The organism is Sulfuricurvum sp. IAE1 (genome assembly GCF_004347735.1).
Classification (GTDB): domain Bacteria; phylum Campylobacterota; class Campylobacteria; order Campylobacterales; family Sulfurimonadaceae; genus Sulfuricurvum.
Window position 1 is genome coordinate 164,484 of sequence record NZ_SLTI01000007.1, and the last position, 26,357, is coordinate 190,840.

The window sequence follows — 26,357 nt, forward strand, 5'->3', positions numbered from 1 at the left end:
AGGGTTCTTTTCATCCAAGTTTAATGCTAAACGCAATAAAATATCTGAATTCTACAACAGGACGCTTTAATGATCACATGGATGCAGCGCCATCGCAAATACCTGGTCGTAACGATCTGGATCTCCACGATCGCTTTTATCGGTGCGGGATTCGTCGGATGGGGACAATACAGCTACGGGGACAAAGCGGGTGCCGTCGCCAAAGTGGGCGATATTTCGATCACCGCCGAAGAGCTCCAGAAAAGCTACACTTCTCTTTTCAACCAGTACAATCAGATGTTTCAGGGAAAAATGGATGAAAAAATGGCCCAGCAACTGGGCTTGCAGCGCCAGGCCCTCCGCCAGCTGGTCAATCAGGCTCTCGTACTGAACCTCGCCCAAAGTTACGGAATGGTCGTCAGCGACAAGGAACTCGCCGAGGTGATCCAGTCTCAGCCGATGTTTTTCAAGGGGGGAGCTTTCGACAAAACCGTTTACGAAAAAGCGCTTGCCGATAACCGCCTCACGAAAAAAGAGTACGAAGAGTCGTTGCGCAAAGAGCTGCTGATCCAAAAAACCCTCTACATGCTCGCTTCCAACGCCCGTCCTTTCGAAACCCGTGCACTGGGCAGCGCGCTGGGTGTTTCCGACAAAATCACCTACAAGCTCCTGACACCCGCGATGATCGACGTCTCCGCCGACGAAGCGGGACTCAAGGCGTTCTGGGAAAAACACAAAAAAGAATTTAAAACCGAACCCGGCTATGAAATCTCCTTCGTTCGCCAGGCACCGGTTGCCGAACTTCCTTCAGAACGCGAAATTGCCGAATATTACGAAGCCAACCGCCTGACGCTCAAAGACGCGTCGGGAAAAATCCTCCCTCCGGCCGACGCCCGTGAGGCCGTCGTTGCCGCTTTGCAGGAAAAAGCAACTGAAAAAGAAGCGCTTCGCCTCTACGTCGATTACAAAAAAGGGCAGCTCCAAAACATCCCGGTCGAAAAAGCCGCTTTCAGCGCTTCCGCGTCACCGTTCGATCCCGCGCTGACCAAAGAGATCGCCGCGCTGAATCCGAACAAGCCCTATCTCAAACCCCGCAAAGCGGGAAGCGATTTCGTTGTCATCAAACTCGATAAATCGATCCCCTCACGGACCAAAACGTACGAAGAGGCGAAAAACGAAGCTAACGTTCTGTATACCGCTCAGCTCAAAACGCAAAAACTCGAAGAGCTGGCTAAAAACAGCTATCGCTCGTTCACGGGTACGACCACCGACTTCATCAGCCGCACCGAAACTCCCGAACTGGCCGGTTTAACTCCTACGGAAACGTCCGAATTCCTTTCCAAACTCTTCACCTCCAAACAAAAACAGGGTTTTATCGCTTTGGAAAGCGGAAATGTTATAATCTATAACGTTTTGGAACAAAAGTTGCTTCAAACAAAAGCAATTGCGAACGAAGCAGCCGTTGCGAAGCTGAAGGGCAATGTATTGGATCAGGGACTGATCAAAGTCCTTGAAAACAAATACCCTGTTGAAATCTATGTGGAAGGGATCTGATTTGAAACGAACCGTTTTAGCCATCGATATCGGCTCGACAAAAGTTTGCGCCATCATCGCCGAAATCGACGATGACAACAGTGCGCAGATCATCGGAGCCGGAATCTCAAAAGCGCAGGGGCTTCGCAAAGGGAGCATTACCAACATCGAGCTCGCCAGCAAATCGATCAAAAGCGCCCTGAACGACGCGAAACGCGTTGCGGGTACGGAACTGCGCAGCGCCGTGGTATCGATTTCGGGAGCGTATACCAAAAGCCTCAATTCCAGCGGTATCGTCAATATCCCGAATAAAGAGATCACCCTCAAAGAGATCAACCGCGTCATGCATACCTCGCTTTACAACGCGAATATCCCTAATGAATTCGAAGTGCTCCACGCCCTCCCCTACAATTTCAAAGTGGACGATCAGGATTTCATCGAAGACCCGCTGGGGATGAACGCCGCGCGCCTCGAGGTCGAGACCCACATCATCACTACCCAGAAAAGCAATCTCAACAACCTCCGCAAAGCGGTCAAAGCCGCCGGTGTCGAAGTTGAAAGCGTCGTATTGAGCGGATACGCCTCGGCAATCGCCGTCCTCAACCAAGACGAAAAAGAACTGGGAGCGGCCGTCGTCGATATGGGTGGAAACACCAGCAACATCGTGATCCACTCCGGGCACGCCATCCGCTACAACGATTTTCTCGGAGTCGGTTCTAACCATATAACGAACGATCTCTCCATGGCGCTGCATACGCCGCTTCAGACCGCCGACAACGTCAAAATCAACTACGGTTCCCTCTACGCACCGAGCAACGACCTGATCGAGCTCCCCGTCATCGGAGACGAAAACGCAACCCACGAAGTCTCACTCGAAGTAGTGCATAACGTCATCTACGCCCGGGTGGAAGAGACGCTGATGATTATCGCCCAGTCTCTTGAAAAAAGCGGCCTTAGAGAACACATGGGAGCGGGAGTCGTCCTGACCGGCGGATTTACCAAAATCGAAGGGCTGCGCGAACTGGCGGTCGCAATTTTCGACAACATGCCCGTGCGCCTCGCAAAACCAAGCGACATGGGAGGTCTTTTCGATACGCTCAGAGATCCTTCCTATTCAGGGGCGGTCGGATTGGTCAAATACATGGCCGGCGGCTATACCCCCTATGAAATCGACGTAAACAAACACATGCGTCACGCGAGCGAAGAACCGGCAACCCAGCCGCAGGTTCAATTCCACGAAGAGGTACCGGAATTCGACATTCCAAACGCCGCCCCAACTCCTCCCCAGCCCGAACCGGTCAAGGAAGAGAAGAAGGCGGATGTGTCGAAGATGGTCAACATCGGGTCGAATAAGCCGGTACAGGACGACCAGCCTAACCCGATCACCAAATTCTGGAATTGGGCAACTCAACTTTTTTAATTACGTCAAGGAGCAAGCATGGAACCATTTTCAATTGAAGAATCAACCTCTCTAACGGGGGCCCGTATCGTAGCGGTCGGCGTCGGCGGCGGCGGCGGCAACATGATCGGCTATATGCTCAAAGAGCAGATCCCCGGCATCGAGCTGATTATGGCCAACACCGATGCACAGGTACTTGAGCAGGGAAGCGCGGCGAGCAAAATCCAGCTCGGGGCCAAACTGACCAAAGGACTCGGCGCGGGGATGAAACCCGAAGTGGGCAAAGAGTCGGCACTCGAAAGCTACGAAGATATCGCCCGTGCACTCGAAGGGGCCGATATCGTTTTTGTTGCGGCAGGCCTGGGGGGAGGCACCGGAACCGGTGCGGCTCCGATCATCGCCAAAATTGCCAAAGAGGTAGGTGCCCTGACGATTTCGGTCGTTACCAAGCCGTTCTCGTTCGAAGGGAAAAAACGTCTTAAACTTGCCGAAGAAGGGCTGGAAGAACTCAAAAAAGAGTCCGATTCGATCGTCGTCATCCCTAACGACAAACTCCTCTCGATCATCGATCCCAAACTGGGGATCAAAGAGAGTTTTAAAATCGTTGACAGTGTCCTGGCCCGCGCGGTAAGCGGAACTTCGGGCGTCATCCTCGCCAGCGGCGACAACGACATCAACCTCGACTTCGCCGACCTTCAGACGGTCATGAGCCATCGCGGCCTCGCGCTGATGGGTGTGGGCGAATACAAAGGGGAGAACGCGGCGTACGAAGCGATCAAAAACGCGATCGAATCTCCTCTTCTGGATAACATGTCGATCACCGGTGCGCTTGGAGTGCTCGTCCACTTCAGCATGCATCCCGAGTTCCCGTTCATGGAACTCTCGGCGGCGATGGATGTCGTCCACAACAGCGTTGACGACGGTGCCGACGTTATTTTCGGAACAACCACCGATGCCAATCTACCGCAAGATTACATCCGCATCACTCTTGTTGCCACAGGCTTCGAGAAAAAAGCGACGATGGGGATCAACAACTGCGAATTCGAGAACAAAGAAGCGGTCGCCGCAGCCGCTACCGCAGCCGTTGCCAAACCGCGCGTCGTTGCCCGCCCCGCGATGGTAGCCAACGGCGATTACAGTGAAGATTTCCTTGACGTTCCGACGTTTATGCGTCAGCAAAGAGACTAATCCGCCCTTTTTCCATGCTCTCTTTTGACAAACTCATGAAGGCCAAAACGCTCCTTGGCCTTCACGACAAAGCCACCCTTTCCGAAATCAAAACCCGCTACAAAAACATGATGCACCAGTGGCATCCCGACAAACACCCCGAAGATCCGGAGGGTGCGCACGCCATGAGCGCACAGATCAACGAGGCCTACGCTACCCTCCTCGAATACTGTTCGGCCTATGAGTACAACTTCGACGAAGCCTTTTTAAAAGAACAGACCCTCACCCCCCAGGAATGGTGGACCAAAAAATTCGGCGGACGCTGATCCGGAAGCCTTCCCCACCTTTGCCGCTTCATAATATATTTATTTTATTTTTGTTTATTGTTGTTTCATTATAATGGCATAAATCTCAACGGGAGAAAACCATTATGGATCTTTTTAATGAAGCTAAAAAACGTTTTCAAACCGTTCATGCCATCCTGAGCTATCCGGAAATCTTCGCGCATGACTATATCAAACAGTTGAGCACCGCCACCGAAGAGGCATATGCCCTGATGGATGCGGGGTTATGCGCAAACGCGGCGATCGACTACAATTGCATTGATCACCGCAATTTCATCCGCTCGGTCATGGAAACGTTAAAGATGTTGGAAGCCGGTGTGGGGGAGAGGGAAAACCATCAGGCGGTATTCGCCGAATACGCGGTGAGGGTTAATCTGATACTGGAGAGGATTTCGACGGTTTTGGGCTCGCGCACGGGCTCGAGAGTGTGGTACGGCATACCGCTCTGAAGCGGCATGCGGTCGTTTAGTGAAAAGCGATCGGCCCTTCGGAACGGGCATGGATGAATTGCTGAACGACGGGGTTGGAGGAATTTTGAAACGACGTTTTGTCGCCCGCTTCCACTATAACCCCCTCAAACAGCATCGCGTAACGATCGCCCGCTTTGAAACTCTCGTTAACATCATGGCTGATCAGGATCGACGTCATGCCGATCTCATCGCGCAGACGACAGATCATCTGGGTAATGAAATCGCTGGTAACCGGGTCAAGTCCGGAAGTAGGTTCATCGTACAAAATGACCTCCGGTTCAAGTGCCAGTGTACGCGCAAGTCCGACCCGTTTGCGCATCCCGCCGCTGAGTTCTTCGGGATAAAGCGGTTTGACGATGTCGGGTTTGAGCCCGACCATCGATAATTTTTCATCGATTTTGTATTCCAGCTCTTTGGGGGTCAGTTTTTGATGCTCGATCATCGGGAACGCAACGTTATCGCGGATGTTCATACTGTCGAACAACGCGCCGTTTTGAAACAGGAATCCCACCTTTGTCCGAATGTCGCGCAACGTTGTTTCGTCCGCGTTGTCGACCCGTATTCCCCCCACGGTAATCGAACCGCCATCAGGCTTAAGCAATCCGACGATGTGTTTGATGATCGTCGATTTTCCGCCTCCGGATACGCCGAAAATGACCGTCGTTTTCCCTTTTTCGATCTCGAGATCGACACCGCGCAGAATCTGGCGTGAGCCGAAACTTTTGGTCACGTTTTCAAACCGGATCATCGTTTTACCGCCATCAGATACGCACGGCGGACAAACAGTACGCTCAGGGTGATCAAGAGAATTTTGAAATCAATCTCGCTTGCTTTGTGAAGCGCTTCGAACCCTTCGTCGATCCCGCTTTCCCCGAGCGCCTGGTAGGCCAGGATTTTCGGAGTGTACACCGCGCTGAAAAGAAGCAGCGTAGCGACCGAACCCAATGCGCTCAGAATCGCGATTTTGTCGATTTGCATCACCTTGTAACGGGAAACTTCATACAGAACGATAACGGCTGCCATCACGTATCCCCAGTAGCTGAAGCGGCGAAACACCTCTCCCATGATTTTCCCCTCTTCGAAACGGGACAGAAGCGGTACGCTCAAGAAAAGTTCGGAGTGGAAAACAACCGCCGCGACGAAAACGCCCAGAACCAGAACGGCGCCGGCCGTCATCCCGACCAGTAGCAGATAGAGTGCGTCGACCGCTGCTTTTTTATTCATGTACCGCCTTTAAAACGAACCCCCGGTTGAATCCCGCGAGATCGGTATAAAATTCCAATGATTGTACCGCAAATGGCGTAAGATATTCCTGCACTTTCGTACGTTGGTCGTATCCCATTTCACAAACAAAACAACCGATTCGACGCGCATATACTTCACCGATGAGGCGCCGGATGATCTCATCCCCGATCTCCCCTCCGAAAAGGGCGTTTTGGGGTTCAAACGAGAGGTTGCTCTCCAGCCGGGCATCCAGTGCGATATAGGGGGGATTGGATACCAGCAGATCAATCGTCTCGTCCACGCAGGAGAGAAGATCCCCCTCCCGCAGCTCGATCCGCTCGCTGAGGCCGAACGCTTCGATGTTACGTCGCGCTACCGCCAGTGCCGCCGGAGAGATATCCACGGCAATGAAACGGGCGTTGGGCAGGTGCAGGGCCAGCATGATCGAAATGATCCCGCTACCCACTCCCACTTCCGCAACACTGATCGATTCGCGCGGGTCTACACGTTTGAGGACCTCATCGATCAGGTGCTCCGTTTCGGGGCGGGGAATCAACGCCCCTTCGTCGACGTAGAACTCCCGACTGTAAAAGCTGACACGCCGGGTAAGGTATTCAAGGGGAACGTTACGGGAACGTTTTTCGATCCATTCACACAGTTTCGGGTCACTGTCGTCTATCAGGTCGTCTTGATGGGTTATGAAATAAAGCTGATCTTTTCCCAGATACGCCATCAGAAGCAATTCGGCTTCACGGCGGGGAGATTCGACGACTCCCGACAGTTTTTGTGTCAGTGCTTCGTGGAGACTGCTTAGTCGTTGGGACACGGATCACCGTACCCTTCCTCCGCATCGATACGGATCTCGTAACCCAGCGCCCGCAGCCGTTCGACGACCGGCGGGTGGGTCGTGTGGAAAAAGCGGTAGAGCGGATGGGAGAGCGGGAAGCTTTTGTTTTCGCTCACCAGTTTTTTGAGCGCGTCCGCCAGATGCCCTGCCCCTCCGAGCTCGGCACCGCTTCGGTCGGCTTCATACTCGTTATGACGACTCATGAGACCAAAGAGCGGCATGATGAAAAAGCTCACCATCGGGAGCATCAGAAGAAACAGCATCATGACAACGTGCGGGCTTTGGGCTACGCCGAGTTCAAGATACAGCGTTTGGGGGAGATTGCCGAAAAAGGCGAACATCCCAAACAGCATCGCACCCACCATCGCGATATTTTTGTACAGATCGCCGTGGGCGAAATGTCCCAGTTCATGCCCCAGCACCGCGATCAGTTCGGCAGGAGTAAGCTTCTGGATGAGGGTATCGAACAAAATCACCCGCTTGGCTTTCCCGAGCCCTCCGAAATAAGCGTTGAGCCGCGCATCGCGCTTGCTCGCGTCGCTGACGAATACGCCGCTTGAGACAAAACCGGTTTTTTGCATCAGCTCTTCGATCTTCGATTTGAGTTCGGGGTCTTCGAGCGGCGTCACTTTATCGAAAAACAGGGCACGGACGGTGGGGAAAAACATATTGATCGCCACGACGACGGTCATGATGAACGCGAAGCTCCATAACCACCATTGCTCGCTCGAAGCGATGATCGAAGCGACGCCCCACACGACGAGGCTTCCGAACAGAACACTCAAGAAGGTTGTGATCAACGTATCTTTGACGTATTGAGCCGTGCTCGAACGGTTGAAGCCGAAACGCGCATCGATTTTAAACTTGGCATACCATCCCAGCGGAAGCGTCACAAAAGCGTTAATAAGCACCAGGCCCATTACGGCGCCGATCGTTTGGGTCATTCCGCCCTCTTCCATCAATGCGCCATCAAGCCATGCGATCATTCCTCCCATCCATGCGAGGAATAGAAAATATTCCACCATCCCTTCGATGATCGAAAGCCTCTCTTTGGCGATCGCATACGCTGCGGCATCGCGATAATCGGCTTCGCCCATCAACACCGCACCCTTGCATTTGAGGCGGTTGATGTAACCGATCTGCATCACGCTGACGTATGTCCGGATGAAAATATAAAATGTGTACACGCCTATGATCGTGGCTATCATTCACTGTCCCGTTTTTTTGAAAGGGATTTTACCATTATTTGACCGGAACTTTACCGATCGTATCTTCGACGGGAATCGAATCGTTTGCATCGCCGTAATAGTATTTAGCACCGACAAACACCGCTCCGATGAGTAATCCGATCACGATAACGGTCCAGACGATCCGTTTTTTCTCCCCTTTGAGCGTATCGTAGTCCTCAATCGAGCTGAGAGTAGGTTCATTGTCTTTCATGGGTGGTTCCTTTTTATGCAGATGATGCGATAATATTAGCCATCTTACCCTACATCGAGTTAACGAATCTCCCCTACTCTGACGGTTTAAGTTTGTTTATTGGTTCTTTTTATCGTCACGATGAACGCATTTTCAGCGTATAGTTGAGCGGAACCGTAATCCGCACGGGTTTGGGAGGTTTTGGAAAATATTCGGCTGTTTTGCGTATCAGCGCGATCGCGTCCTCATCGAGTATCGGAAATCCCGACCCGTCCACAATCCTGATGTCATCGACCTCGCCGTCATGTTTTAAACGAAACGAAATTCTGACGCTCCCTTCCTGTCTCAGGCGTACGGCCTGCGAGGGATATTTACGGTATTTCACCAACAATTCCCGAATCGTCGAAAGATGGTCGTCCAAATATTCCTTTTCCACATCGATTACAGGGACGGCCGGAACGGGTTTCGGAGCGGCTATGGATTCGGGTTGTGCCGTCTGCACCGCGCGGACAGGTTCGGAAGGGACGGCAACCGTTTTCGCTACGACCGGTTCGGGATCCTCTTTATCGATCGTCGGGGTTTCGGGTAGCGGATCGGGCCTCTTTTCGGTCAGCGGTTTGGCTTCAGGGGATTTCGGCACGGCCGTTTGCACGACCGGCGCAGTTGGCCCGGGGGACACGGCAGGAGTCAGCGCCAGTTCCAGAACAATCTCTTCTTCGGTCTCCTCCACGGGAAGGGAAGCAACCGCAACGGCAATGATCAGCGCATGCAGTAATACCGAAAATATGAACGAGCCGCGCGTTTTCATGCGTCTCTCTTCGTCACGATCGAGATTTTTTCTATTCCTTGAAGTTTCAAGCGGTCGAGAATAAAGATGAAATCGTTGAAAAACGCTTTTTTATCCCCCAATACACTCACGCTTGCGTCGCTTTTCAATGTCGAAATCGCCTGAATCAGTTCAACACGCTGCATCGCTTTGCCGTTCCAGAACATCTCGCCGCTTTCATTGACCGCGATTTCGATTTTTTGTGCAGAAGTCTCTTTCGCACTGGCGGCTTTGGGAAGATCAAGCTTGATCGCTCCCGACGCGACGAACGTCGAAATGGTCAATACGATTGCCAGCAAAACAAGGACGACGTCGATAAGGGGAACGACGTTGATCCCCTCTACCCGTTTAAGCGCGCGCATCTTCCCATGCCCCCATCAGCAGATCCATCTTCCGAAGGCACGCACTGTAGATCATCATCGACGGGATCGCGACGAGCAGTCCCAGCGCGGTTGCTTTGAGTGCCAACGACAGACCGATAACCACCGCCGAGGGTTCCATCCCACCGCTCTGGCCGATCTCGTAAAACACCACCATGATCCCCGCAACCGTACCGAGCAGGCCTACATAGGGGGCATTCGACCCGATTACCGAGATGGCCGTGAGGTTTTTCGACAGCTCCGCCTCCGCCTTGTTTTTCGTTTCGTAACTGCTGACATCCACCGAACGATAATAGAAATAACGCTCTATTCCATAGGCGAAAGCGATCACGCTCATAATTCCCAAAATTCCCAAGGTCGCATAATCGACCGCCAGTTTCAATTCTTCCATTTTTGTCTCCTGTTTGTTATGATGTATTAAGTGTCCGCCCAGGTACGGAGCAGATTGTGGTAAATGCTCGTCAGCTTGACCGTATCCTCATCGTCGCCCAGCCGCTCTCGAAACGCCATGATGCTCATGTCCAGGTCGAAGAGCAATCGGCGTCTGTCCGTCTCGCGGATCATGCTCTCCAGCCAGGTAAAACACGAGATACGCGCGCCGCGCGTTACCGGTTCGACGCGATGGACGCTTGATGAAGGATACAGAACCATATCTCCGGCGGGAAGTTTCACGATTTGCGATCCGAACGTGTCTTCAATCACCAGTTCCCCCCCGTCGTATTCTTCCGGATCGGAAAAAAAGAGGGTGAACGACAGATCGCTGCGTACCCTTTTTCCCCCACCGCGCATCGTACGGATCGCGTTGTCCACATGATTTCCGAAAGTGTTGAATTCACCCGTATAACAGTTGAATAACGGCGGAAAAATCTTTTTGGGGAGTGCCGCGGTAAAAAACAGCGCGTTGTTGCTAAGCGCATCCAGTACGATTTTCTGCAATGCGACCGCCGCTTCGGAATCTTCGGGAAGCTGAAGATTGTTTTTAGCTTTTGCCGCCTGGGTACCGCTGGTGACGTTGCCGTCCACCCACGTCGATGACGTCAATATCCGGCGACATTCCGCCACCTGTTCGGGAGTAAGTACGTTGGGTATATGGAGTAACACGGTGTTTTCCTTTGCCTGAGTTTTGATACGGTCCCACGCACCGCATGGAGCCGTATCAAAACTCCCCGGAGGGAGTCACGGATTAAAAGAATTTGTAATCGAGCGTCACCTGGGCCGTCCGTCCCGTTCCGGGTACGGCGAATCCGCCGTTGATGTAAGCCGATTCGTAATAGGTGGTGTCAAAAAGGTTTTTGACGTTCAGCTGTACCGCATAGTTTTTCTGCGTATAGCCGATCATCGCGTCGTAACGGACGTAATGGGGCGCTACGTTCGGGTTGAATGACGTTGCTCCGGAATTGGGATAGCTATAGACCGCACGGTCCCCTTTCCCCTCGATACCGCCGCCGACTTTCCATCCGCCGCCGAGTTTGTAGGTTGTCCATACGTTAAACGTGTAATCGGTTGAGTTGGGCGGTTTTTGCCCCACCACGATGTCCGATTTTCCCGGTGCGACCGCATCGACTTCGGGGTCCATCAGCGCGAGGCCGGCGAAGACGTCCCAGTTGTCGGTGATCCGGCCGGCCGCTTCGAGCTCAATACCGTCGGTATGGCGCTCTTTGGAAAGAATCGGGTTGGACGAGGCGCTCATTACGTCGGTATTGCGTTCCCACTCTTTGATGGTACGATAAACCGCGGTACGCAGCGACAAATCCCCTTCAAAAAGTTCCCATTTCGCCCCCAGCTCGTACGTTACGCTCCGCTCGGGATCGTATCGGTTTGAAAACGAATACAGATCTCCGGTCGTGTTGAACGAATTGTTCCATGCCAGATAGTAGTGCTGACGACTGCTGGGCTGATAGGACAATCCCGCACGGTAGCTCATCTCGTTATAACGGAGGTCTCCGTTTTGCGTCAGCGACGCACCGGTGTAGTAATCCATTTTCAACCAGTCTTTGCGAAATCCAGCCATCACTTTCCAGTTGGGGACGAATTCCACGACGTCCTGGGCGTAGAGGGCCCACGTATGCCCTTTGTATCCGCCGTTGATGTTGCGTTCCTTGTTACCGTAAACCGCTTTATAGGCTTCTGGGATCGACGACCCTGATTCCAGGGAATTGGGCAGTTGCGCTACCCAGGACCCGGTGGCGCTGGTACGGGAGTAAATAATGCCGTTACTGGCCACATGGCGTCCCGTTGCGGTATCGGGTAATCCGTTGGCCGGACCGTTCGCATCGCTGATGTTCGGAAAATATGACGAAAGGCCGTCATGCCCCCAACGGACCTGTTCTTCCCGCAGAAACTCGGTCCCCACGAGCGCTTCGTGTTTCATTCCGAGTGCTTCGAATTTCGTCGTAAAATCGTTTTGCCATGTATCGGTTTTCTCTTTCGCCCCGTTTCCTTTGGAACTCCGGTTCACCGACCCCGTCACCGGATCGTATCCCCCCGGGGCGATCGCCCAGTTGTCGCGCAGGTAATCGGCATGACGGATCACCGAACGCAGCTGTGTCTCTTTGGAAAACTTATGGGTATAACTGGCGGTCGTGATGTTGACGCGGTTATCCTCAAAATCGTCCGTAAATCCGTAAAACGTACTTTTATCGACATCGATGGGACGTTTGGTGGCACTGTCGAAAGGAACACCGTAATCCGGGGTAATATGGGTGTTGAGATACAAGTGCGACAGGCTGAACTCATTGTCCGTCCCCAATCCGAAAGTAATTGTAGGGGCAATGCCGTACGATTCGTTGTAAACGTCGTTTCGGGTGCTCCCCGCGTCCATCCCCATAGCATTCAGACGAAACGCCGTCGTATCGTTGAGCATCACGTTGATATCGGTCGAAGCGCGTTTATACTCATCTGTGCCGAGTGTCATCGACAGTTTCCCGAAATTTTCCGCTTCGGCGTCTTTGCTCACCTGGTTGATGACACCACCCGCCTGCCCGCGGCCGAACAACATGGCCGCGCCGCCGCGCAGAACGTCGACTTGTTCCAGGTTGAACGTATCGCGGTTGTATTGCGCAACGTCACGGATGCCGTCGAGGTATAGATCCCCGAAGGTATAAAAACCGCGCAAATTCATGTTGTCCCCGATACGCCCCCCCTCGGCAGCGTTAAAAGTGAGCCCCGATACGTTGCTGAGCGCCTCTTTGAGGGTAAATTCCGATTTATCGTGCAGCAGTTCTTTGGTAACGACGGTAATCGCCTGCGGAACATCATGCGCAAGCTGCCCGGTTTTGGCGGTTTTTGAAATACCAGGCTGATAACGCGGAAGTTCGATCTCGACGGTGTCTTGAATGTCGATCGCCTTGATCGTTGCGTTCGAATCGGCGGAATCCGCCAATACCGAACTTGCCCCGATGCTCAAAAGCATCGCACCAATTGGAAGCATCTGAGAGTTGAGAAAACGGTTGTGGTAGGCCATAAGCACTCCTTAAAAGATGAAGTGGCTGGCTACCGGCTCGAAGAGCGTTTGCTGGCTAGTTTCTATAAAAGCAATTGATAATTGATTTCAATTTATGGAACTATAGCGCATTCGGATTATTATGTCAATAGTGATAAGCATTATTAAATAAACTGCCGGGATTTACCCCGGCTTAATCAGCGTGAAGATTACCAACGCCCTTCGAGCGTCATGAGGATATAGGGGCGGGTATTTTCCCGATAAGCCTGCGTTTCGACGAGATTTCCAGAAGCATAGCGGCGGGTCGTGGTCGTAATCGTTTCGCCGGTGAGATTTTTGAGGTTGATCCCGGCTTTAAACGTCGAATCAATCCGCTTTTTGGCGTACAGGTCGAGCGTTCCGTACCCTTTTTGCGATTCGGCGATCCCGTTTTCGTCGGTCGGGTCGTCGTAAGCTCCGACGTAGCGATAGGCCGCGCCGTACGTCAGGCGGTAGGCGCTGAGCGTATGGTCAAGACCGATATTGTAAAGATAATCGTTGGTCGCTTTGATGGGGCGTTTAAAACCGTTGACGCTCAGCGAGGAGTTCTGAACCGTCGCGTTCGCGAAGATTCCCAAACCGCCCACATACGCATCAAGTGATTTTTTCAGCTCAAACTCAACGCTCCACAATCTCCCCTCACCTGCATTATAGGGTCGTTCGACGTAACGTCCCCCCTCATAGGTGGTCAGTTTTTCAATCTTGTCGTCGATTTCGCGGTAGAATCCGCCCACACTAATGATCCCTTTGTCGGCGAAATAATGTTCCAGGCGCAATTCGTAACTCAGCGCTTTTTCTTCTTTCAGGGCCGGATTACCTCTCACGTCGGGACGGGTGAGGTCGTTGAGCTCGAGCGAGCTGTCAACGGTGTCAGTCAGCTCGTCGAGACGGGGCAACCGGACTGTTTTCGAGACACTTGCGCGGAGATTATCGTCGGGGCTGAGGCGATAGAGTAGATGCAGCGAAGGGGCGAAATAATCGATATTCGACGATCCGGCGAAATCGCGTGAAACGGTTTCGTACCGTATCCCGGGAGTCACAAGGAAATCTTCTCCGATCCCCACTTCGTCCTGGAGGTAGAGCGAGCCTTTATCCTGACGCAGGCTCTGATGTACATTTGAAGTCTCGACGCCGCCGCTGAGTACCCGGATGCTTTCATCCTGCATGAGACGCTTGACCTCGGCCCCCGTTTTCACAAAGTGTTCTCCGACTACACGCGAGTAGCTTCCATCCGCTCCGAACACACGGAACAGCGAATCGTCATACTGCAGCTTCGTCCCCGAACGGTTTTCTCCTTCCGAATCGTTTTGATGGAATTTCAGTTTCCAGTCAACGAGTTCCGTCCCCGAGAGATGATGTTCTCCCGAGAGTTTTGTCCAGAGCATCATCGCGTCGCTTTCGTCACGGTTGTAAAGGGTTGTACTTAACGCACCGTTCGTATAGGTCCGCTCGTCCGCGGTAGCGCTGTTTGCGTTAAGCCCCATCGAGGCGTCGAAAGCGTATTTGTTTTTTGTATCGGGCGCATAGATCAGTTTTCCGTTGAGGCTCAATGCACGGTAACGTCCCTGCGAATCGCGCAGTTTTTCGGTCATGTTCACCGTGTCGTCAATCCGGTTTGACGCGTCGTCTTTGTGCGTATTATCGGCATATGTCGCGTTGAAGAGGTACGAATACTCTCCCGCTTTCCCCTCTCGCTGCGCAAAAACCGATCCCATCGCCTGGGCGTTGTATACGCCTCCTGTCAGTTTGGCGATCGTTTTTCCTTCCGATGACGGTTTTTTCAGGACGATGTTGACGATTCCCCCCATCGCTTCGGCGCTATATTCGGCCGATCCGTTGGTCATCACTTCGATCCGTTCGATCATTTCGGGCGAAATCTGCTCGAGCGGGTTTCCCCGTTTCGTAGACGAAACTTCTTCGCCGTCGATCAGCACTTTCGTGTATCCCTTGCCGGGAGCGCCTTTTTTCCCTTTTCCTTCGGGAACCGTGACACCGGGGGTACGTTTGAGCACTTCAAGCGCGTTCAGATCGCCGTACTGGCTCAATTCTTCGCCTTTGATGATCCGTTTGGCGATCGACTGGTCTTTACGTTCCTCGAGGACGGTATATTCTTCTTCGACTTCGATTTTATCAAGTTGGATAATCTCCTGCGCGCAAACGACAGAGAGTGAAAAAGCGGCTAGAAACAACGGACGCAGCAAAAAAATTCCTTCGGCTTACGGCGCTTTAGGCGCCGCTTATTTGGTGAGAATCAGTTTATTGCCTTTGGTAATACGGAGGATGTAAACATCGTTACCGTGGACAATCCTGATCGAACTGTCGTTTTTGAACAGTTCCTTGGATTCAATAACGATGCCATTATACTCTTTCAATGATGAGCTTTCGGTTTCCATACGTTCTCCTAGCAAGCGCATCCGCGCCGCAGCAGTCGGTGTAACGGAGGGAGCGTGGTATCGGGTTTGGGTTCACACGGAAGGTTCATAATGTGTAATTCCTTTCATCGCATTAACGGCTGCAGGTGCCGCGGCAAAAACGGTCGGTTTGATCCGCATAACGGATCCCGTCGACCATTTGGCGGATTTGGCATTCGCTGCATCCGCTCAGTCCCTTGACGCACAAAAAAGGGATATCGCTTTTTTTCGCTTCCCGCTTGAAATGGTTCATCGAGTTGTGTTTTAAAAAATCGGTCAGCATGATGATCATGTCGGTATTATGCGGAATGGTTTTATGGGACGTCGAATTCCGGCGGCTGTCCCAGTGACGCGTTTCGGTCGCACCCAGCGATTGCAACAGCGACTGAAGGCGCGTGACTTTATCTCCGCCGATGATGAGAACGGACATGTTGCACTCCTTTATTTGATAATAGATATCAAATAATACGGGTTTATCCCTTAAAATAAAATAATATTGATAATAGATATCATATTATTCTTTTTCGGCTATTTGCGTTATGATACAGACATAGCCTTCGTAATAGGAGTTATGATGCGTCAATACGAAACCTATCGGTGTAATGTCTGCGGCAACGAAGTCGAAATCCAGAAAGTAGGCGGGGGAACGTTGGTGTGCTGCGGTGAAGAGATGGAAATGACCACCGAAAACCTCACGGCGGTGAACCTGATGAAAGCGTTCGGGGGCGAGAGCATGGCCCGGAACAAATATGAGCTGTTCGCCGACATCGCACGCGATGAAGGGTGGCATGCGGTCGAACGCCATTTCCGCGAAGCGGCGTTCAACGAAATGTATCACGCTCGCGCACAATATAAAGCGTACCACAAACTGATTTACGGCCACGAGATCGATGCAACACCAGAAAATCTCGATACGGCGATGCAGGGGGAAAATTACGAGCACACGGTGATGTATCCTTCCTTCGCCGAAATCGCGACGGCAGAAGGCCACAAAGAACTTGCGCGTCTTTTCACGGCGATCGGAAAGGTCGAAGTGGAACACGAACGTGAATACGCGGCTCTCAAAGAAGCCCTGATCGCTGACGGCTTTTTCTCAAGCCCTGATGAAGAAATCTGGGTTTGTGAAGTGTGCGGACACGTTCACAGAGGGAAAAAGCCTCCTGTCGCCTGTCCGCTGTGCAAAGTAGGGCGTGAATATTTCAAACGTGAGCACCTGCACTAAACCCCCTCCTCCGGGGGGACAAGGAGTACCCCGTGAAAGAACTCTGCAAACTGGGAAAATCCGATCTGAAATCGGATTTCAAAAAAATCGTTAAAATCGTCAAAAATCCGAAATATATCTGTATCAAATGCGCGCGCGTTGCAATAGAGAAAAAATACCTGTGTGAACCGGAGAAAATGCAGTAGGGAAAGATGCGCCCACACGAACTTTTAGGTGTGAAAAAAAAGAAGGAGTGGACACAAGCGGAATTATACAGGATAAAACTTATCTTGCGGATAAGTTTTATCGCTAATCATAACGGTTACTCGGAAAACGTTTCGTAGCGGTATTGCGCTATCGGAGTATCCTCACGGTTCCCCCACTCTTTCATCGAGGCATCGTACAGACGGACGTTCTTGTATCCCAATACGCCGCTGAGGATAAAATAGTTGAATGACGTTTCAAGCCCTCCCGTACAATACACCAGGACTTCTTTGTTCTTGTCAAGTTTGTACCCCTCTTTGAATACGTTTTCAAGCATCGCTTTGGGCTTGAGGATATAATCTTTATCTACCGAATAATTCCACGAATAGCTCATGGCTCCCCGGATATGACCGTTACGCTTCACTGTCGGGGTGGGGGTTACCCCCAGATACATGTCCCCGGGTCTGGCATCGATCATCGGCAATTTTCCGAGATGGTTTTTGACATAGCCGATATCGGCGATTTTGGCCGGATCGATTTTGGCCTTATAGGCAGTCGGTTTAAGGACCGGTTCCTCCTGGGTGAGAGGCAAAGAGGCGTTCGTCCACCCTTTCATCCCGCCGTCGAGCAGTGCTACGTTTTTGATCCCGTGGTAGTTGAGAGCCCAGTAAATATAGCTCGTTTTAAGCAGGTCTTTCGGATCGTTGATGGGGGCATAGAGTACGACATCGCTTTTAGCGTCGATCCCCAGCCGGGAGATTTCCGCTTCGATCTGGGCAACCGGACGTACCGAGAGGAACGTACCGTTATCAAAACGCCATTTGGCGATTGATGTATGGGCCGCACCGGGTATGTGCCCGAGCGCGTACGAATCCCCTTCGGAAACTTCGACGATCCGGAGATGGGCATCGTTTTTGTGTTCATTGAGCCATTGCGGGGTGACGACGGGCTCGATTGCCATCAACGAGACAACCGCTGCCGCTAAAGCCGTTACAATTTTCATGCGTTTCCTTTAAAACAATTTCGCCTATGGTAGAGGGTTTTCACTTAAAGGATAATTTTTTTTCCTTTATTAACTTTCCGTTTATACGTTTTGCTTCTTTGTTAGCAAAAAACGGTGTATGATGGCGGTATGAAATACCCGGTATTGTTAATCCTTTTTTTGTTGTCGGACGTTTGCCGTGCCGACGAGCCCTACACACTCCTTTCCCCCGAGAAACAGGAAATGCTGCGCCTGGAACGCGAAGCGTACGAAGCCGAACATGAAAAGCTGCGAACCAACTGGATCGCCCCGCTCAACCTGAGCGGCACGTACGATTACGACCGTAGCGCACAAGGAGAGTTTTTCAGCACGACCGAAACCGTTTCGGGATCGATCGCACAGGATGTTTTCCGCTCCGGGGGAATTACCTATCAGATCGCCTATGCCGACGCAAAAAAAGAGCGTGAATCCCTTTCGCGACAGAAAGAGATTGCGCTACTCAACCGACAGCTCTTTATTTCGATCCTCGAATACCGCAAAGCCCTCTTCGAAAAAGAGCAAACCGCTCTCAAACTCAAAAATAAAGAGATCGAAGTTGCGATCAAACGCCATCTTTTCGACGCTGGCAAAGCCGACATCACCGAGCTCAACAACGCTTTGATGGAAAAAAGTGCCGAACTCAAATCGCTCGCCGCTATAGAGTATTCGATCGCCGAACAGCGCTACGAAATTGCCAAAATCAGCGATGTAGCCGCCGATTCCTTTGAGCTTCCGCGGTTCGAGCTCATCGATCGCAAAGCCTACCTCGACGAGGAACTCGACCTCCGCTACACCCGCGCCAACACCCAGACGCAACGTTACGCTTATGAAGTGACCGCATCCGACTACCTTCCCTCAATTGCCCTCAACGCCGCGCTGGGATACCGCCGTTACGATCCCAAAGAGCGTACGGGCGACTACGACGGACACTATTACAATACCGGCATCTCGCTCACGCTGCCGTTGAGCTATAACGCTTCGTCGACGGTGCAGGAAGCCAGAGCCCTCTATCTCAAGGAAGCGGCCTCTGTCGCCGACAAACGGCGGTCTCTGGAGGGATCATACGCACAGGCGGTCGAAAAAATCAAAAGTTTCGAGGAGACGATCGCCCTCATCCGGCGCAATCTATCCCTTTACGATGACCTGATCGGCGCGATACGCTCTGGGGTAGAGGCCGGAACGAAAACCGGCTACGATCTTCAGACGCTTCAAAATTCCCGCTCAATCGAGGAATTTGATATTCGTATCTACGAAATCGATATCCAAATCGAATTGGCCAAACTCCATTTTGCACTCAATCCCTCCAAGGAACTGCCATGAATTCCGATCCGATCCGACAAACTTTGGGACTTGACACCCCCCCGGAGCGCACACGTAAAAAACGGATTGCCTGGATTGCCGCGGCGGCCGTATTGACCGTCGGATCGGGCATATGGTATCAAAATACCAAAGTGACACCCCTAGAATATATGACCGAACCGGTTACCATCAAGACCCTCACCACCAGCGTCTCGGCAACGGGGAACCTCGAACCCACCAACACCGTCGAAGTGGGCATCGAAGTTTCCGGGACGATCGAAGCGGTGAACGTCGACTATAACGACCGCGTCAAAAAAGGGGAAGTGATGGCACGGCTGGATACGACGAAACTCCTCGCCCAGGCCGTCGGTTCCAAAGCCTCCCTCGAACGTTTCCGGGCCAACATCGCCGAAGCCGAAGCCGCGTACCGAAATGCCCGCACCGAATTGGATAGGGTGATGAAGATGGCGGCGGCAACCCGCGGGAACTACCCCTCTGCGCAGGAAATCGATGATGCCCGCACTGCCGTCGAAAAAGCCCATGCCCAGGTCGCAGCCGCAAAAGCGCAGGCGGAGCAGGCCCGCGCCCAGCTCCAGACCGATGAAGAGAACATCCGCAAAGCGACCGTCGTCTCTCCCGTAGAAGGGATCGTCCTCGAACGCAAAGTCGAGCCGGGGCAAACGGTCGTCGCATCAATGCAGACCCCGGTCCTCTTTACGATGGCCGAAGACCTCAGCGTCATGAAAGCGATCGTCAGCGTCGACGAAGCCGATATCGGGGAGGTCAAAGAGAATCAAAAAGTAGAATTCACCGTCGATGCGTATCCCAACCGGATCTTTGAAGGGATCATCACGCAGCTACGCCTGAACTCCCAGATCGTCAACGGCGTCGTTACCTACGACGCCGTGGTAAAAATCGATAACAAAAAACTGCTTTTGCGGCCGGGAATGACCGTTTCGGCCCGCATCGTCACCGGAACCTATCCCGCTCAGCTTACCATCCCCAACGCGGCGCTGCGGTTTACCCCCGATTCGGAAAAAGGGGACGGGGTCAAAAAAGCAAAACCCCTCTCCTCGGGGAATCTCCGATACGTCTGGACGCTGCGCGATGGGAATCCGCTCAAAACAGCCGTAAAGATTATCCGTACCGACGGTTCGTCGACTGCGGTCACCTCGACGTCACTCAAAAAAGGGGACGCCGTTATCGTCGGCACCCGGGAAAAACACTGATGGCACCCTCCTCCCAAACGCTCATCGAACTGCGAAGCGCGGTCAAGTCCTACGGCGAGGGGGAGGCCGCGGCCTATGCCCTGCGCGGGGTCGACCTCCGGATCGGGGCGGGAGAATTCGTCGCCATCATGGGGCCCAGCGGTTCGGGAAAATCGACCGCCATGAACATCATCGGATGCCTCGACACACCTAGCGACGGACACTACCTCTTCGAAGGGGTCGACGTCGGGGCACTGACACGCGATCAGAGGGCTCTGCTGCGGCGCAACTACATCGGGTTCATTTTTCAGGGGTTCAACCTGCTGGGAAAAACTTCTGCGGTCGAAAACGTCGAGCTTCCCCTCCTCTACCGCGGATTCGCGGCGGAAGCGCGGCGGGAAAAAGCGCTCGAAGCACTCCGCAGCGTCGGGCTTGAACACGTTGCCCACCATACCCCTGCCGAACTCTCCGGAGGCCAACAGCAACGGGTCGCCATAGCCCGGGCCATCGTCACCGACCCGCTCATCCTGCTGGCCGACGAACCCACCGGGAACCTCGACTCGGCCAAAAGCATCGAGGTTATGGAGCTTCTGGCCTCTTTTAACCGTGAGCGGGGGATCACGATCATCATGGTAACCCACGAAAGCGATATGGCCGCATACGCCTCGCGCACCGTCCGCTTCCGCGACGGGTTGATCGACGGAGCCGGCGCATGATCTGGAACGCTTTTTTGCTGGCTTTGCGTGAAATACGCCGCAGCGCCATGCGCTCGATCCTCACCACCCTTGGGATCGTGATCGGGGTTGCGTCCGTCATCGCGATGGTAATGCTCGGCGACGCCACGACCGCCTACGTCACGAACAGTATTTCCAAACTGGGGACGAACATGCTCGTCGTCATCCCGGGGCAGGAACGTCGCGGCCCCCCCAGCAGCGACCTGACCGCCAAACGTTTCACCCACAACGACGTCGAAGCCCTCAAGCACGAAATCGACCGCATCCGCGGCGCCGCCCCGGTGGGGTCGATTTCGATGCATGCGGTGTACGGCAACCAGAATTATTCCACGACCGTCGAGGGGAGCGACAACGACTACTTTACGATCAAAGACTGGGTGTTTGCTTCCGGACGGCCCTTTTCGGACGCGGAGCTTCAGGGGGGAAAAGCGGTCTGCGTCATCGGCGAAACGGTTCGGCGCGAACTCTTCGGCAACCAGCCTCCCCTGGGTGAATCGATCCGGCTGGAGAATTTTTCCTGCGAGGTGATCGGCGTCCTCGAACCTAAAGGGGCAGCGATGTTCGGGATGGACCAAGACGATATCGTCGTGGTGCCGATCCGTATGTTTCAGCGCCGTATCAGCGGGAACCAGGATATTTCCCGCATCATGATCTCCGCCGAATCGGCATCGGCGATCGAAGCGGTCAAAAGTTCCGTTACCCTTTTAATGCAGGAGCGACGCCGCATCCAGCAGGGGGAAGAAGACGACTTCAACGTACGCGACATGCGTGAAATGGTTCAGACCCTCTCCTCGACGACGCAGATGCTCACCATCTTGTTGGGAGCCGTAGCGGCCATCAGCCTCCTTGTGGGGGGGATCGGGATCATGAACATCATGCTCGTCTCCGTCACCGAGCGGACCCGCGAAATCGGCATACGCCTCGCGATCGGGGCATTGGAGCGCGAAGTGCTGCTTCAGTTTCTCGTCGAAGCGATCGTCCTCTCATCGCTGGGCGGTATCATCGGGGTCGTGCTGGGCGTCGGGGCGGGGATCGCGATCAGCCTGTTTTTCGACCTGCCGCTCATTTTCAACACTTTCATCATCCTCGTCGCTTTTTTGTTTTCGGCCCTCGTGGGGATCGTGTTCGGATATTTCCCCGCGCGCAAAGCGGCACGGCTCAATCCGATCGACGCTTTACGTCACGAATAAATCGGACGATATTATAATATTCAGACAAAGGAGCGCATCATGAAAATCGGTTCCGAACACCCCTCGGCGAATCCCTACGTCCAAAAAGGGATTTCAGCGGATGAAACCAAACGCGAAGAGTTCAAAGAAAAGGTCAAAAGCGGTGAGATCAGCGGTAAAAAACTGACCGAAGCGTATCTTGTCGAATACACCCAAAAAGCGCAACAAAACAGTGCGGACAATTTTGCCGCGCAAGGCGGCGTGTTCGATTTGAAAAAAGTGCGTGATCTGCTCGAGACGATCGATTTCGAAGCGATCGGATACGATGGCAAGCCGATTGCCGACATGACCCCCGAAGAAGCGGCCGCACTGGTTTCCGAAGACGGGTTTTTCGGGATCAAGCAGACTTCCGAGCGGGTAGCCGGTTTCGTCATTTCGGGAGCGGGAGAAGATCTGGAGCGCCTCAAAGCCGGACGAGAAGGCGTTGTCCGCGGCTTCGAGGAAGCCGAGGCGATGTGGGGAGGAAAACTGCCCGACATCTCCTATCAAACGCAGGAGCGGACCCTTGCCCTTATCGACGAAAGGATCGCCGCACTCGGCGGCAACCTCCTCGATACGAGCATCTGACCCCCCTTACTGCGGAGTCCGGCAATACGGACAGCTTTTCGCGGCGACAGGAATTTCCATCCCGCACTCCCCGCACGTTTTGCCCGTCGGTGCAGCCGGTTCAGGGGCTGGTTCGGCCGCTTTGAGCCGGTTGTATGCTTTGACCATCATAAACATCACAAACCCCAGAATCGTAAACGAAATCACGTCGTTGAGAAACACCCCCACTTTGATGGCGGGTGCCCCTGCCGCATCCAGCGCTGTGAGGGAAGTATATTCCTTCCCGTCAAGCGCGATAAAAAGGGACGAAAAATCGACCCCGCCCATCAGCAGCCCGATCGGCGGCATAATCACGTTGGCAACCAGCGATTTGACCACCGTCCCAAACGCCGCACCGAAGATAAATCCGACCGCCATGTCGACGACATTCCCCGTAATGAGAAACTTTTTGAACTCCTGAAGCATCGGCAACTCCTTGAAATATGGGATCAATCCGCGCTAACGTCCCTGAGGCGTTCGCGGATCGCCAGAAATTCATCCAGATGGGCGAAAAAGATATCGATCAGTCCGGGGTCGAAATGTTTACCCCTCTCTTCTTTGAACAGGGCGAAAATCTTTTCGTCCGTCCACGCTTTTTTGTATACCCGGTCGCTTCCAAGGGCATCAAACACATCCGCCAGTGCGGTGATACGACCGTAGATATGGATCTGTTCTTCTTTCAAACCTCTGGGATAGCCGCTGCCGTCCCATTTTTCGTGATGTTCATAAGCGACGATCGCGGCAGTCTGCAAAAGAGGACGCTGCGAGTGCTTGAGCATATCGTACCCCAATTCCGCATGCGTATCCATAATACGCCGCTCTTCGTCGTCGAAACGCCCCGGCTTGTTCAAGATCGCGTCGGGGATCGCCACTTTTCCGATATCGTGCATCGGCGACGCCTGCTTGAGCATCTCGGCTTCCTCTTCCGCCAGTCCGTAATATAGGGCCAGCAGTTTGGAGTACTCCGCGACACGCCGGACGTGGTTTCCCGTCTCCTTGGAGCGGCTTTCCCCGATCGATCCCATTGTAAAAACGACTTCGCGCTGGGTATCTTCGATCTCTTTGTTCAGCGCGGTAATCTCGCCCAGTGCGCTGTCCATCCCCCGGATCATCGTATTGAAGGCATCGGAGAGCTGTCCGATCTCATCTTCGCGATCAACCCTGACCTGCTGCGTATAATCACGGGTACGGGTGATCTGCTTTGCGGTTGCGGAGAGGGCGATAACGGGGCGGATAAGCCCCTTGGCGATAAAATACGCCGCAGTCGCGATAAAAAGGGCTCCAAGAACCAACAGTACAAGGAACCACCGTTCGTACTTGTACAACAGACGATAGGCAAACGCTTTTTCCTCTTCGAGAACTACCGTAAGTTCAGGTTTTCCGCTCAGCTTTCGGGCCACCTGCAGCGACTCGCCGAATTCGGAGGGACGCAGATCGATTGTGCCGTCTTGATGGCGGAGATAATAATGGCGCTGCGGCGTATTCGAAAAAAAGCGGCTGAAATTTTCCATCCGGTAATCCACCTTCAGCCACCCGATTCGTTCTCCCGTAAACGCCGACGTGATGGGTACGGAATAAAACGGGGATGATTCAATGCTTTTCCCGATCATCCCAAAATCGCTCGAAGCGATCACGCGGTTGTTCAGATCGACCGCGTAAAAATCTCCCTTTAGCTTGATGTCGTTCTTCTTCGCTAAAAGAGTATTCCCGATCCGGCGGTCGAGATCCAGCGTATACATGTCGTTCATCAAATCGGATTTGGCGATGAACGCCATATCTTTTTGCATGGTTGCCAGATGCTGGTCGATCCGCTCGACCGTCAGACGCAGCTGGGTGTTCATCTCTTCCGTTACCGCGTTGTACTGCTCCTCACGAAAAGAATTCCCCAGCAAAAACATCGTAGCGATGTAGGGGACAAGGCTGACGCCGAGAAAAAAGAGGATCGTTTTGATTTTAAAACTCATACACGGCCTTTACTTTGGCGTCCACCATCGATCCGGGCAGATAGCCGATCGCCCCCTCCACATTTTCGACAAACGCTTTCACCGATTCGAAAGACGGCTGTGTCAGGGGAGGAGTAACCCCCTGGAAATGCTGCTTGACCCAGTAAGCGTTCAAGCGGTTACGATCCATCCCGAGCACTCTGGATTCGAAAGCGGCGCGCACCTCATCGTGCCCCAGTACGTTGACGGGGATCGTTTTTTGTTCGCCGAGGCTTCGACGTTTCTGCAAAAAAACATCGCGGATCTGTGAAACGCTCAACGCGCCGAAGGATGATTTTTTTGAAACGACCACCACGTATTCCGCCCCGTTCGACATACAGACCAGACAAGCCGCCAGCACGATCGCTTTCATCAGAACAACACCGCAAACGAAAATAAAAACCGGTTTTCGTCGTTTTGGGAGTGCCACTGGTACTCCCCCTTGAGCGAAACCGGATAGATCGGACGGTAACTGTACCCGATGATCCCGATATGATCACGATAATCGTCGTGACGACGGTCATAATACTCGTATCGGGCAACTGCGGCGTGTTGCGGCGTAAACCGATAAAGCCCCTGTAGATAGCCCGCATAGGTGTCGTCGTCTCCGCCTACGCGATACGCTGTTCGCGCGGCAATCGCTTCGGCCGTAACGACGCACGCTTCATTTTCGTATTTCAGATTCGCCTGAACGAACCGCGTACGTTCGCCGCCGGCCGACGCGATATATTCCCCGACGCTTCCCCCTCCGTTCCATTCCCAGGAAAACTCTTTCTCCAGAGCCAAGCCGTAAAAATGGGTATTGGGGATATTGATGTACTCTTCGTCCATGTCATGGGTGCTTTGAGCGAAAAAATGGTAATTGAGGTTGTCTGCACCCGGAACGTATCCGTTGACGTCGATCCCGGTCAAAAACTTCGGAAACAACAGTTTGCTGTAGAGAGGGTTTGAAGTCGTGTCGCGCAACACATTGATCGGTTCACGGTTCCAGTATCCGATGGGAGTGATCTGTTTCCCGAATCGGACGTTAAAAGCATCGTTAACCCACAAATCGCCGTAAAGGCGTTCGATATGGAACTTACGATCGCTGTTCTCATTGCCGTCGGTGAAATCTTTTTGATAAAACCCAACGGCTTCGAGTTCGGCAAGATACGACAGCGCCGGAGTAAGATCCCCGTACGCCATCACCGCGACATCGTCCGCGGTAAACCGGTCGCGCGTCCGGCTCGATTCGAATTCGGTCGAAAAATAACCGCCCACATTGAGCGAATCGCCAAGGCTAAATCCGCGTCCGAGTTCGTAAGACTCCCCATACAGCGAGGCTGCCACCATCGGGATACACCATAACCAGCGGGGATATCTACGCACTTTCCTACCTGCTTTCACCGTTTTTTTCCTGCTTACACGCCCTAGG

The 26,357-nt window shown here is 53.1% G+C and carries 29 protein-coding genes and 2 pseudogenes; 12 read left to right on the plus strand and 19 right to left on the minus strand.

Annotated features, from left to right (window positions below; genetic code table 11):
* Nucleotides 1-69: 69 nt before the first annotated feature.
* The 5 genes from E0765_RS01380 (at nucleotide 70) to E0765_RS01400 (ending at nucleotide 4,871) form a co-directional block, all read left to right on the plus strand.
* A complete protein-coding gene (locus tag E0765_RS01380) occupies nucleotides 70-1,533 on the plus strand; it encodes a peptidylprolyl isomerase (protein WP_132811426.1) in 1,464 nt (487 codons plus the stop codon).
* 1 nt (nucleotide 1,534) lies between these two features.
* Nucleotides 1,535-2,932 (plus strand): cell division protein FtsA, encoded by a 1,398-nt coding sequence (gene ftsA, locus E0765_RS01385; RefSeq protein ID WP_132811427.1) that lies wholly within the window; start codon nucleotides 1,535-1,537, stop codon nucleotides 2,930-2,932.
* A gap of 18 nt (nucleotides 2,933-2,950) precedes the next feature.
* Nucleotides 2,951-4,099, plus strand: a complete 1,149-nt coding sequence (ftsZ, locus tag E0765_RS01390) for a cell division protein FtsZ (RefSeq protein ID WP_132811428.1) — start codon at nucleotides 2,951-2,953, stop codon at nucleotides 4,097-4,099.
* 14 nt (nucleotides 4,100-4,113) lie between these two features.
* Entirely contained in the window at nucleotides 4,114-4,404 is a 291-nt protein-coding gene (locus E0765_RS01395) for a J domain-containing protein (RefSeq protein ID WP_132811429.1), read from the plus strand.
* A gap of 104 nt (nucleotides 4,405-4,508) precedes the next feature.
* Nucleotides 4,509-4,871 carry a hypothetical protein gene (locus E0765_RS01400; protein WP_132811430.1) on the plus strand — a complete coding sequence of 121 codons (363 nt, stop codon included), beginning with the start codon at nucleotides 4,509-4,511 and terminating at the stop codon, nucleotides 4,869-4,871.
* A gap of 16 nt (nucleotides 4,872-4,887) precedes the next feature.
* Here the strand turns inward: E0765_RS01400 and E0765_RS01405 are convergent, their stop codons facing one another.
* From E0765_RS01405 to E0765_RS01465, 13 genes are all read right to left on the minus strand, one after another.
* Complete coding sequence (locus E0765_RS01405; RefSeq protein WP_132811431.1) at nucleotides 4,888-5,640, minus strand: ABC transporter ATP-binding protein; 753 nt, start codon at nucleotides 5,638-5,640, stop codon at nucleotides 4,888-4,890.
* On the minus strand, nucleotides 5,637-6,116 hold the full coding sequence (locus E0765_RS01410; protein WP_132811432.1) for a DUF4149 domain-containing protein: 480 nt from the start codon (nucleotides 6,114-6,116) through the stop codon (nucleotides 5,637-5,639). The genes E0765_RS01405 and E0765_RS01410 overlap by 4 nt, the downstream gene beginning before the upstream one ends.
* Entirely contained in the window at nucleotides 6,109-6,942 is an 834-nt protein-coding gene (prmC, locus tag E0765_RS01415; protein ID WP_132811433.1) for a peptide chain release factor N(5)-glutamine methyltransferase, read from the minus strand. Before prmC ends, E0765_RS01410 begins: the two co-directional genes overlap by 8 nt.
* Nucleotides 6,927-8,150: a M48 family metallopeptidase gene (locus E0765_RS01420; RefSeq protein WP_255417809.1), complete on the minus strand. Its 1,224-nt coding sequence runs from the start codon at nucleotides 8,148-8,150 to the stop codon at nucleotides 6,927-6,929. Before E0765_RS01420 ends, prmC begins: the two co-directional genes overlap by 16 nt.
* Before the next feature lie 55 nt (nucleotides 8,151-8,205).
* Nucleotides 8,206-8,403 carry a hypothetical protein gene (locus E0765_RS01425; RefSeq protein WP_132811435.1) on the minus strand — a complete coding sequence of 66 codons (198 nt, stop codon included), beginning with the start codon at nucleotides 8,401-8,403 and terminating at the stop codon, nucleotides 8,206-8,208.
* A 115-nt stretch (nucleotides 8,404-8,518) separates the two neighbouring features.
* Nucleotides 8,519-9,190, minus strand: coding sequence for an energy transducer TonB (locus tag E0765_RS01430; protein WP_132811436.1), 672 nt, complete (start codon nucleotides 9,188-9,190; stop codon nucleotides 8,519-8,521).
* Nucleotides 9,187-9,570: a biopolymer transporter ExbD gene (locus tag E0765_RS01435; protein WP_132811437.1), complete on the minus strand. Its 384-nt coding sequence runs from the start codon at nucleotides 9,568-9,570 to the stop codon at nucleotides 9,187-9,189. Before E0765_RS01435 ends, E0765_RS01430 begins: the two co-directional genes overlap by 4 nt.
* Nucleotides 9,557-9,979, minus strand: coding sequence for a TonB-system energizer ExbB (gene exbB, locus E0765_RS01440; protein ID WP_132811438.1), 423 nt, complete (start codon nucleotides 9,977-9,979; stop codon nucleotides 9,557-9,559). The genes E0765_RS01435 and exbB overlap by 14 nt, the downstream gene beginning before the upstream one ends.
* A 26-nt stretch (nucleotides 9,980-10,005) precedes the next feature.
* Complete coding sequence (locus E0765_RS01445) at nucleotides 10,006-10,689, minus strand: Fe2+-dependent dioxygenase (protein ID WP_132811439.1); 684 nt, start codon at nucleotides 10,687-10,689, stop codon at nucleotides 10,006-10,008.
* Nucleotides 10,690-10,771: 82 nt separating this feature from the next.
* A complete protein-coding gene (locus E0765_RS01450; RefSeq protein WP_132811440.1) occupies nucleotides 10,772-13,051 on the minus strand; it encodes a TonB-dependent siderophore receptor in 2,280 nt (759 codons plus the stop codon).
* 188 nt (nucleotides 13,052-13,239) lie between these two features.
* Nucleotides 13,240-15,270 carry a TonB-dependent siderophore receptor gene (locus tag E0765_RS01455; protein ID WP_132811441.1) on the minus strand — a complete coding sequence of 677 codons (2,031 nt, stop codon included), beginning with the start codon at nucleotides 15,268-15,270 and terminating at the stop codon, nucleotides 13,240-13,242.
* A 36-nt stretch (nucleotides 15,271-15,306) separates the two neighbouring features.
* Nucleotides 15,307-15,462, minus strand: coding sequence for a hemin uptake protein HemP (locus E0765_RS01460; protein ID WP_188109910.1), 156 nt, complete (start codon nucleotides 15,460-15,462; stop codon nucleotides 15,307-15,309).
* A 112-nt stretch (nucleotides 15,463-15,574) separates the two neighbouring features.
* A complete protein-coding gene (locus E0765_RS01465) occupies nucleotides 15,575-15,910 on the minus strand; it encodes a DUF2325 domain-containing protein (protein WP_132811443.1) in 336 nt (111 codons plus the stop codon).
* 144 nt (nucleotides 15,911-16,054) lie between these two features.
* On the opposite strand from E0765_RS01465, the gene E0765_RS01470 reads away from it, so the two are divergent.
* Nucleotides 16,055-16,702, plus strand: coding sequence for a ferritin family protein (locus tag E0765_RS01470; protein WP_132811444.1), 648 nt, complete (start codon nucleotides 16,055-16,057; stop codon nucleotides 16,700-16,702).
* A 32-nt stretch (nucleotides 16,703-16,734) separates the two neighbouring features.
* The gene (locus tag E0765_RS12400; protein WP_165921619.1) at nucleotides 16,735-16,887 is read left to right on the plus strand and encodes a hypothetical protein; all 153 of its coding nucleotides are present in this window, start codon (nucleotides 16,735-16,737) and stop codon (nucleotides 16,885-16,887) included.
* A 116-nt stretch (nucleotides 16,888-17,003) separates the two neighbouring features.
* On the opposite strand, the gene E0765_RS01475 is transcribed toward E0765_RS12400, so the two are convergent.
* A complete protein-coding gene (locus E0765_RS01475) occupies nucleotides 17,004-17,888 on the minus strand; it encodes a sulfurtransferase (RefSeq protein ID WP_132811445.1) in 885 nt (294 codons plus the stop codon).
* A 129-nt stretch (nucleotides 17,889-18,017) separates the two neighbouring features.
* Here E0765_RS01475 and E0765_RS01480 point away from each other — a divergent pair, with 129 nt between their 5' ends.
* Genes E0765_RS01480 through E0765_RS01500 form a run of 5 tightly spaced genes read left to right on the plus strand, consistent with a single transcriptional unit; the run spans nucleotide 18,018 to nucleotide 22,943 of the window.
* Nucleotides 18,018-19,226: a TolC family protein gene (locus tag E0765_RS01480; RefSeq protein WP_132811446.1), complete on the plus strand. Its 1,209-nt coding sequence runs from the start codon at nucleotides 18,018-18,020 to the stop codon at nucleotides 19,224-19,226.
* On the plus strand, nucleotides 19,223-20,434 hold the full coding sequence (locus tag E0765_RS01485) for an efflux RND transporter periplasmic adaptor subunit (RefSeq protein ID WP_132811447.1): 1,212 nt from the start codon (nucleotides 19,223-19,225) through the stop codon (nucleotides 20,432-20,434). Before E0765_RS01480 ends, E0765_RS01485 begins: the two co-directional genes overlap by 4 nt.
* Nucleotides 20,434-21,129 (plus strand): ABC transporter ATP-binding protein, encoded by a 696-nt coding sequence (locus E0765_RS01490; RefSeq protein WP_132811448.1) that lies wholly within the window; start codon nucleotides 20,434-20,436, stop codon nucleotides 21,127-21,129. Before E0765_RS01485 ends, E0765_RS01490 begins: the two co-directional genes overlap by 1 nt.
* Nucleotides 21,126-22,337, plus strand: a complete 1,212-nt coding sequence (locus E0765_RS01495; protein ID WP_132811449.1) for an ABC transporter permease — start codon at nucleotides 21,126-21,128, stop codon at nucleotides 22,335-22,337. Before E0765_RS01490 ends, E0765_RS01495 begins: the two co-directional genes overlap by 4 nt.
* A gap of 39 nt (nucleotides 22,338-22,376) precedes the next feature.
* Nucleotides 22,377-22,943, plus strand: coding sequence for a hydrogenase-4 component G (locus E0765_RS01500; protein ID WP_132811450.1), 567 nt, complete (start codon nucleotides 22,377-22,379; stop codon nucleotides 22,941-22,943).
* A 6-nt stretch (nucleotides 22,944-22,949) separates the two neighbouring features.
* Here the strand turns inward: E0765_RS01500 and mscL are convergent, their stop codons facing one another.
* The 5 genes and pseudogenes from mscL to E0765_RS01520 form a co-directional block, all read right to left on the minus strand.
* Nucleotides 22,950-23,387: a large conductance mechanosensitive channel protein MscL gene (gene mscL / locus E0765_RS01505; RefSeq protein WP_132811451.1), complete on the minus strand. Its 438-nt coding sequence runs from the start codon at nucleotides 23,385-23,387 to the stop codon at nucleotides 22,950-22,952.
* Between the two features lie 23 nt (nucleotides 23,388-23,410).
* Nucleotides 23,411-24,049: pseudogene (locus tag E0765_RS12625) on the minus strand (HD-GYP domain-containing protein); the annotation flags it as partial.
* 30 nt (nucleotides 24,050-24,079) lie between these two features.
* Nucleotides 24,080-24,925: pseudogene (locus E0765_RS12835) on the minus strand (HAMP domain-containing protein); the annotation flags it as partial.
* Complete coding sequence (locus E0765_RS01515) at nucleotides 24,915-25,316, minus strand: hypothetical protein (protein ID WP_132811452.1); 402 nt, start codon at nucleotides 25,314-25,316, stop codon at nucleotides 24,915-24,917. The pseudogene E0765_RS12835 and the gene E0765_RS01515, both read right to left, overlap by 11 nt.
* Nucleotides 25,316-26,311, minus strand: a complete 996-nt coding sequence (locus E0765_RS01520) for a hypothetical protein (RefSeq protein WP_132811453.1) — start codon at nucleotides 26,309-26,311, stop codon at nucleotides 25,316-25,318. The genes E0765_RS01515 and E0765_RS01520 overlap by 1 nt, the downstream gene beginning before the upstream one ends.
* Between the last annotated feature and the right edge of the window lie 46 nt (nucleotides 26,312-26,357).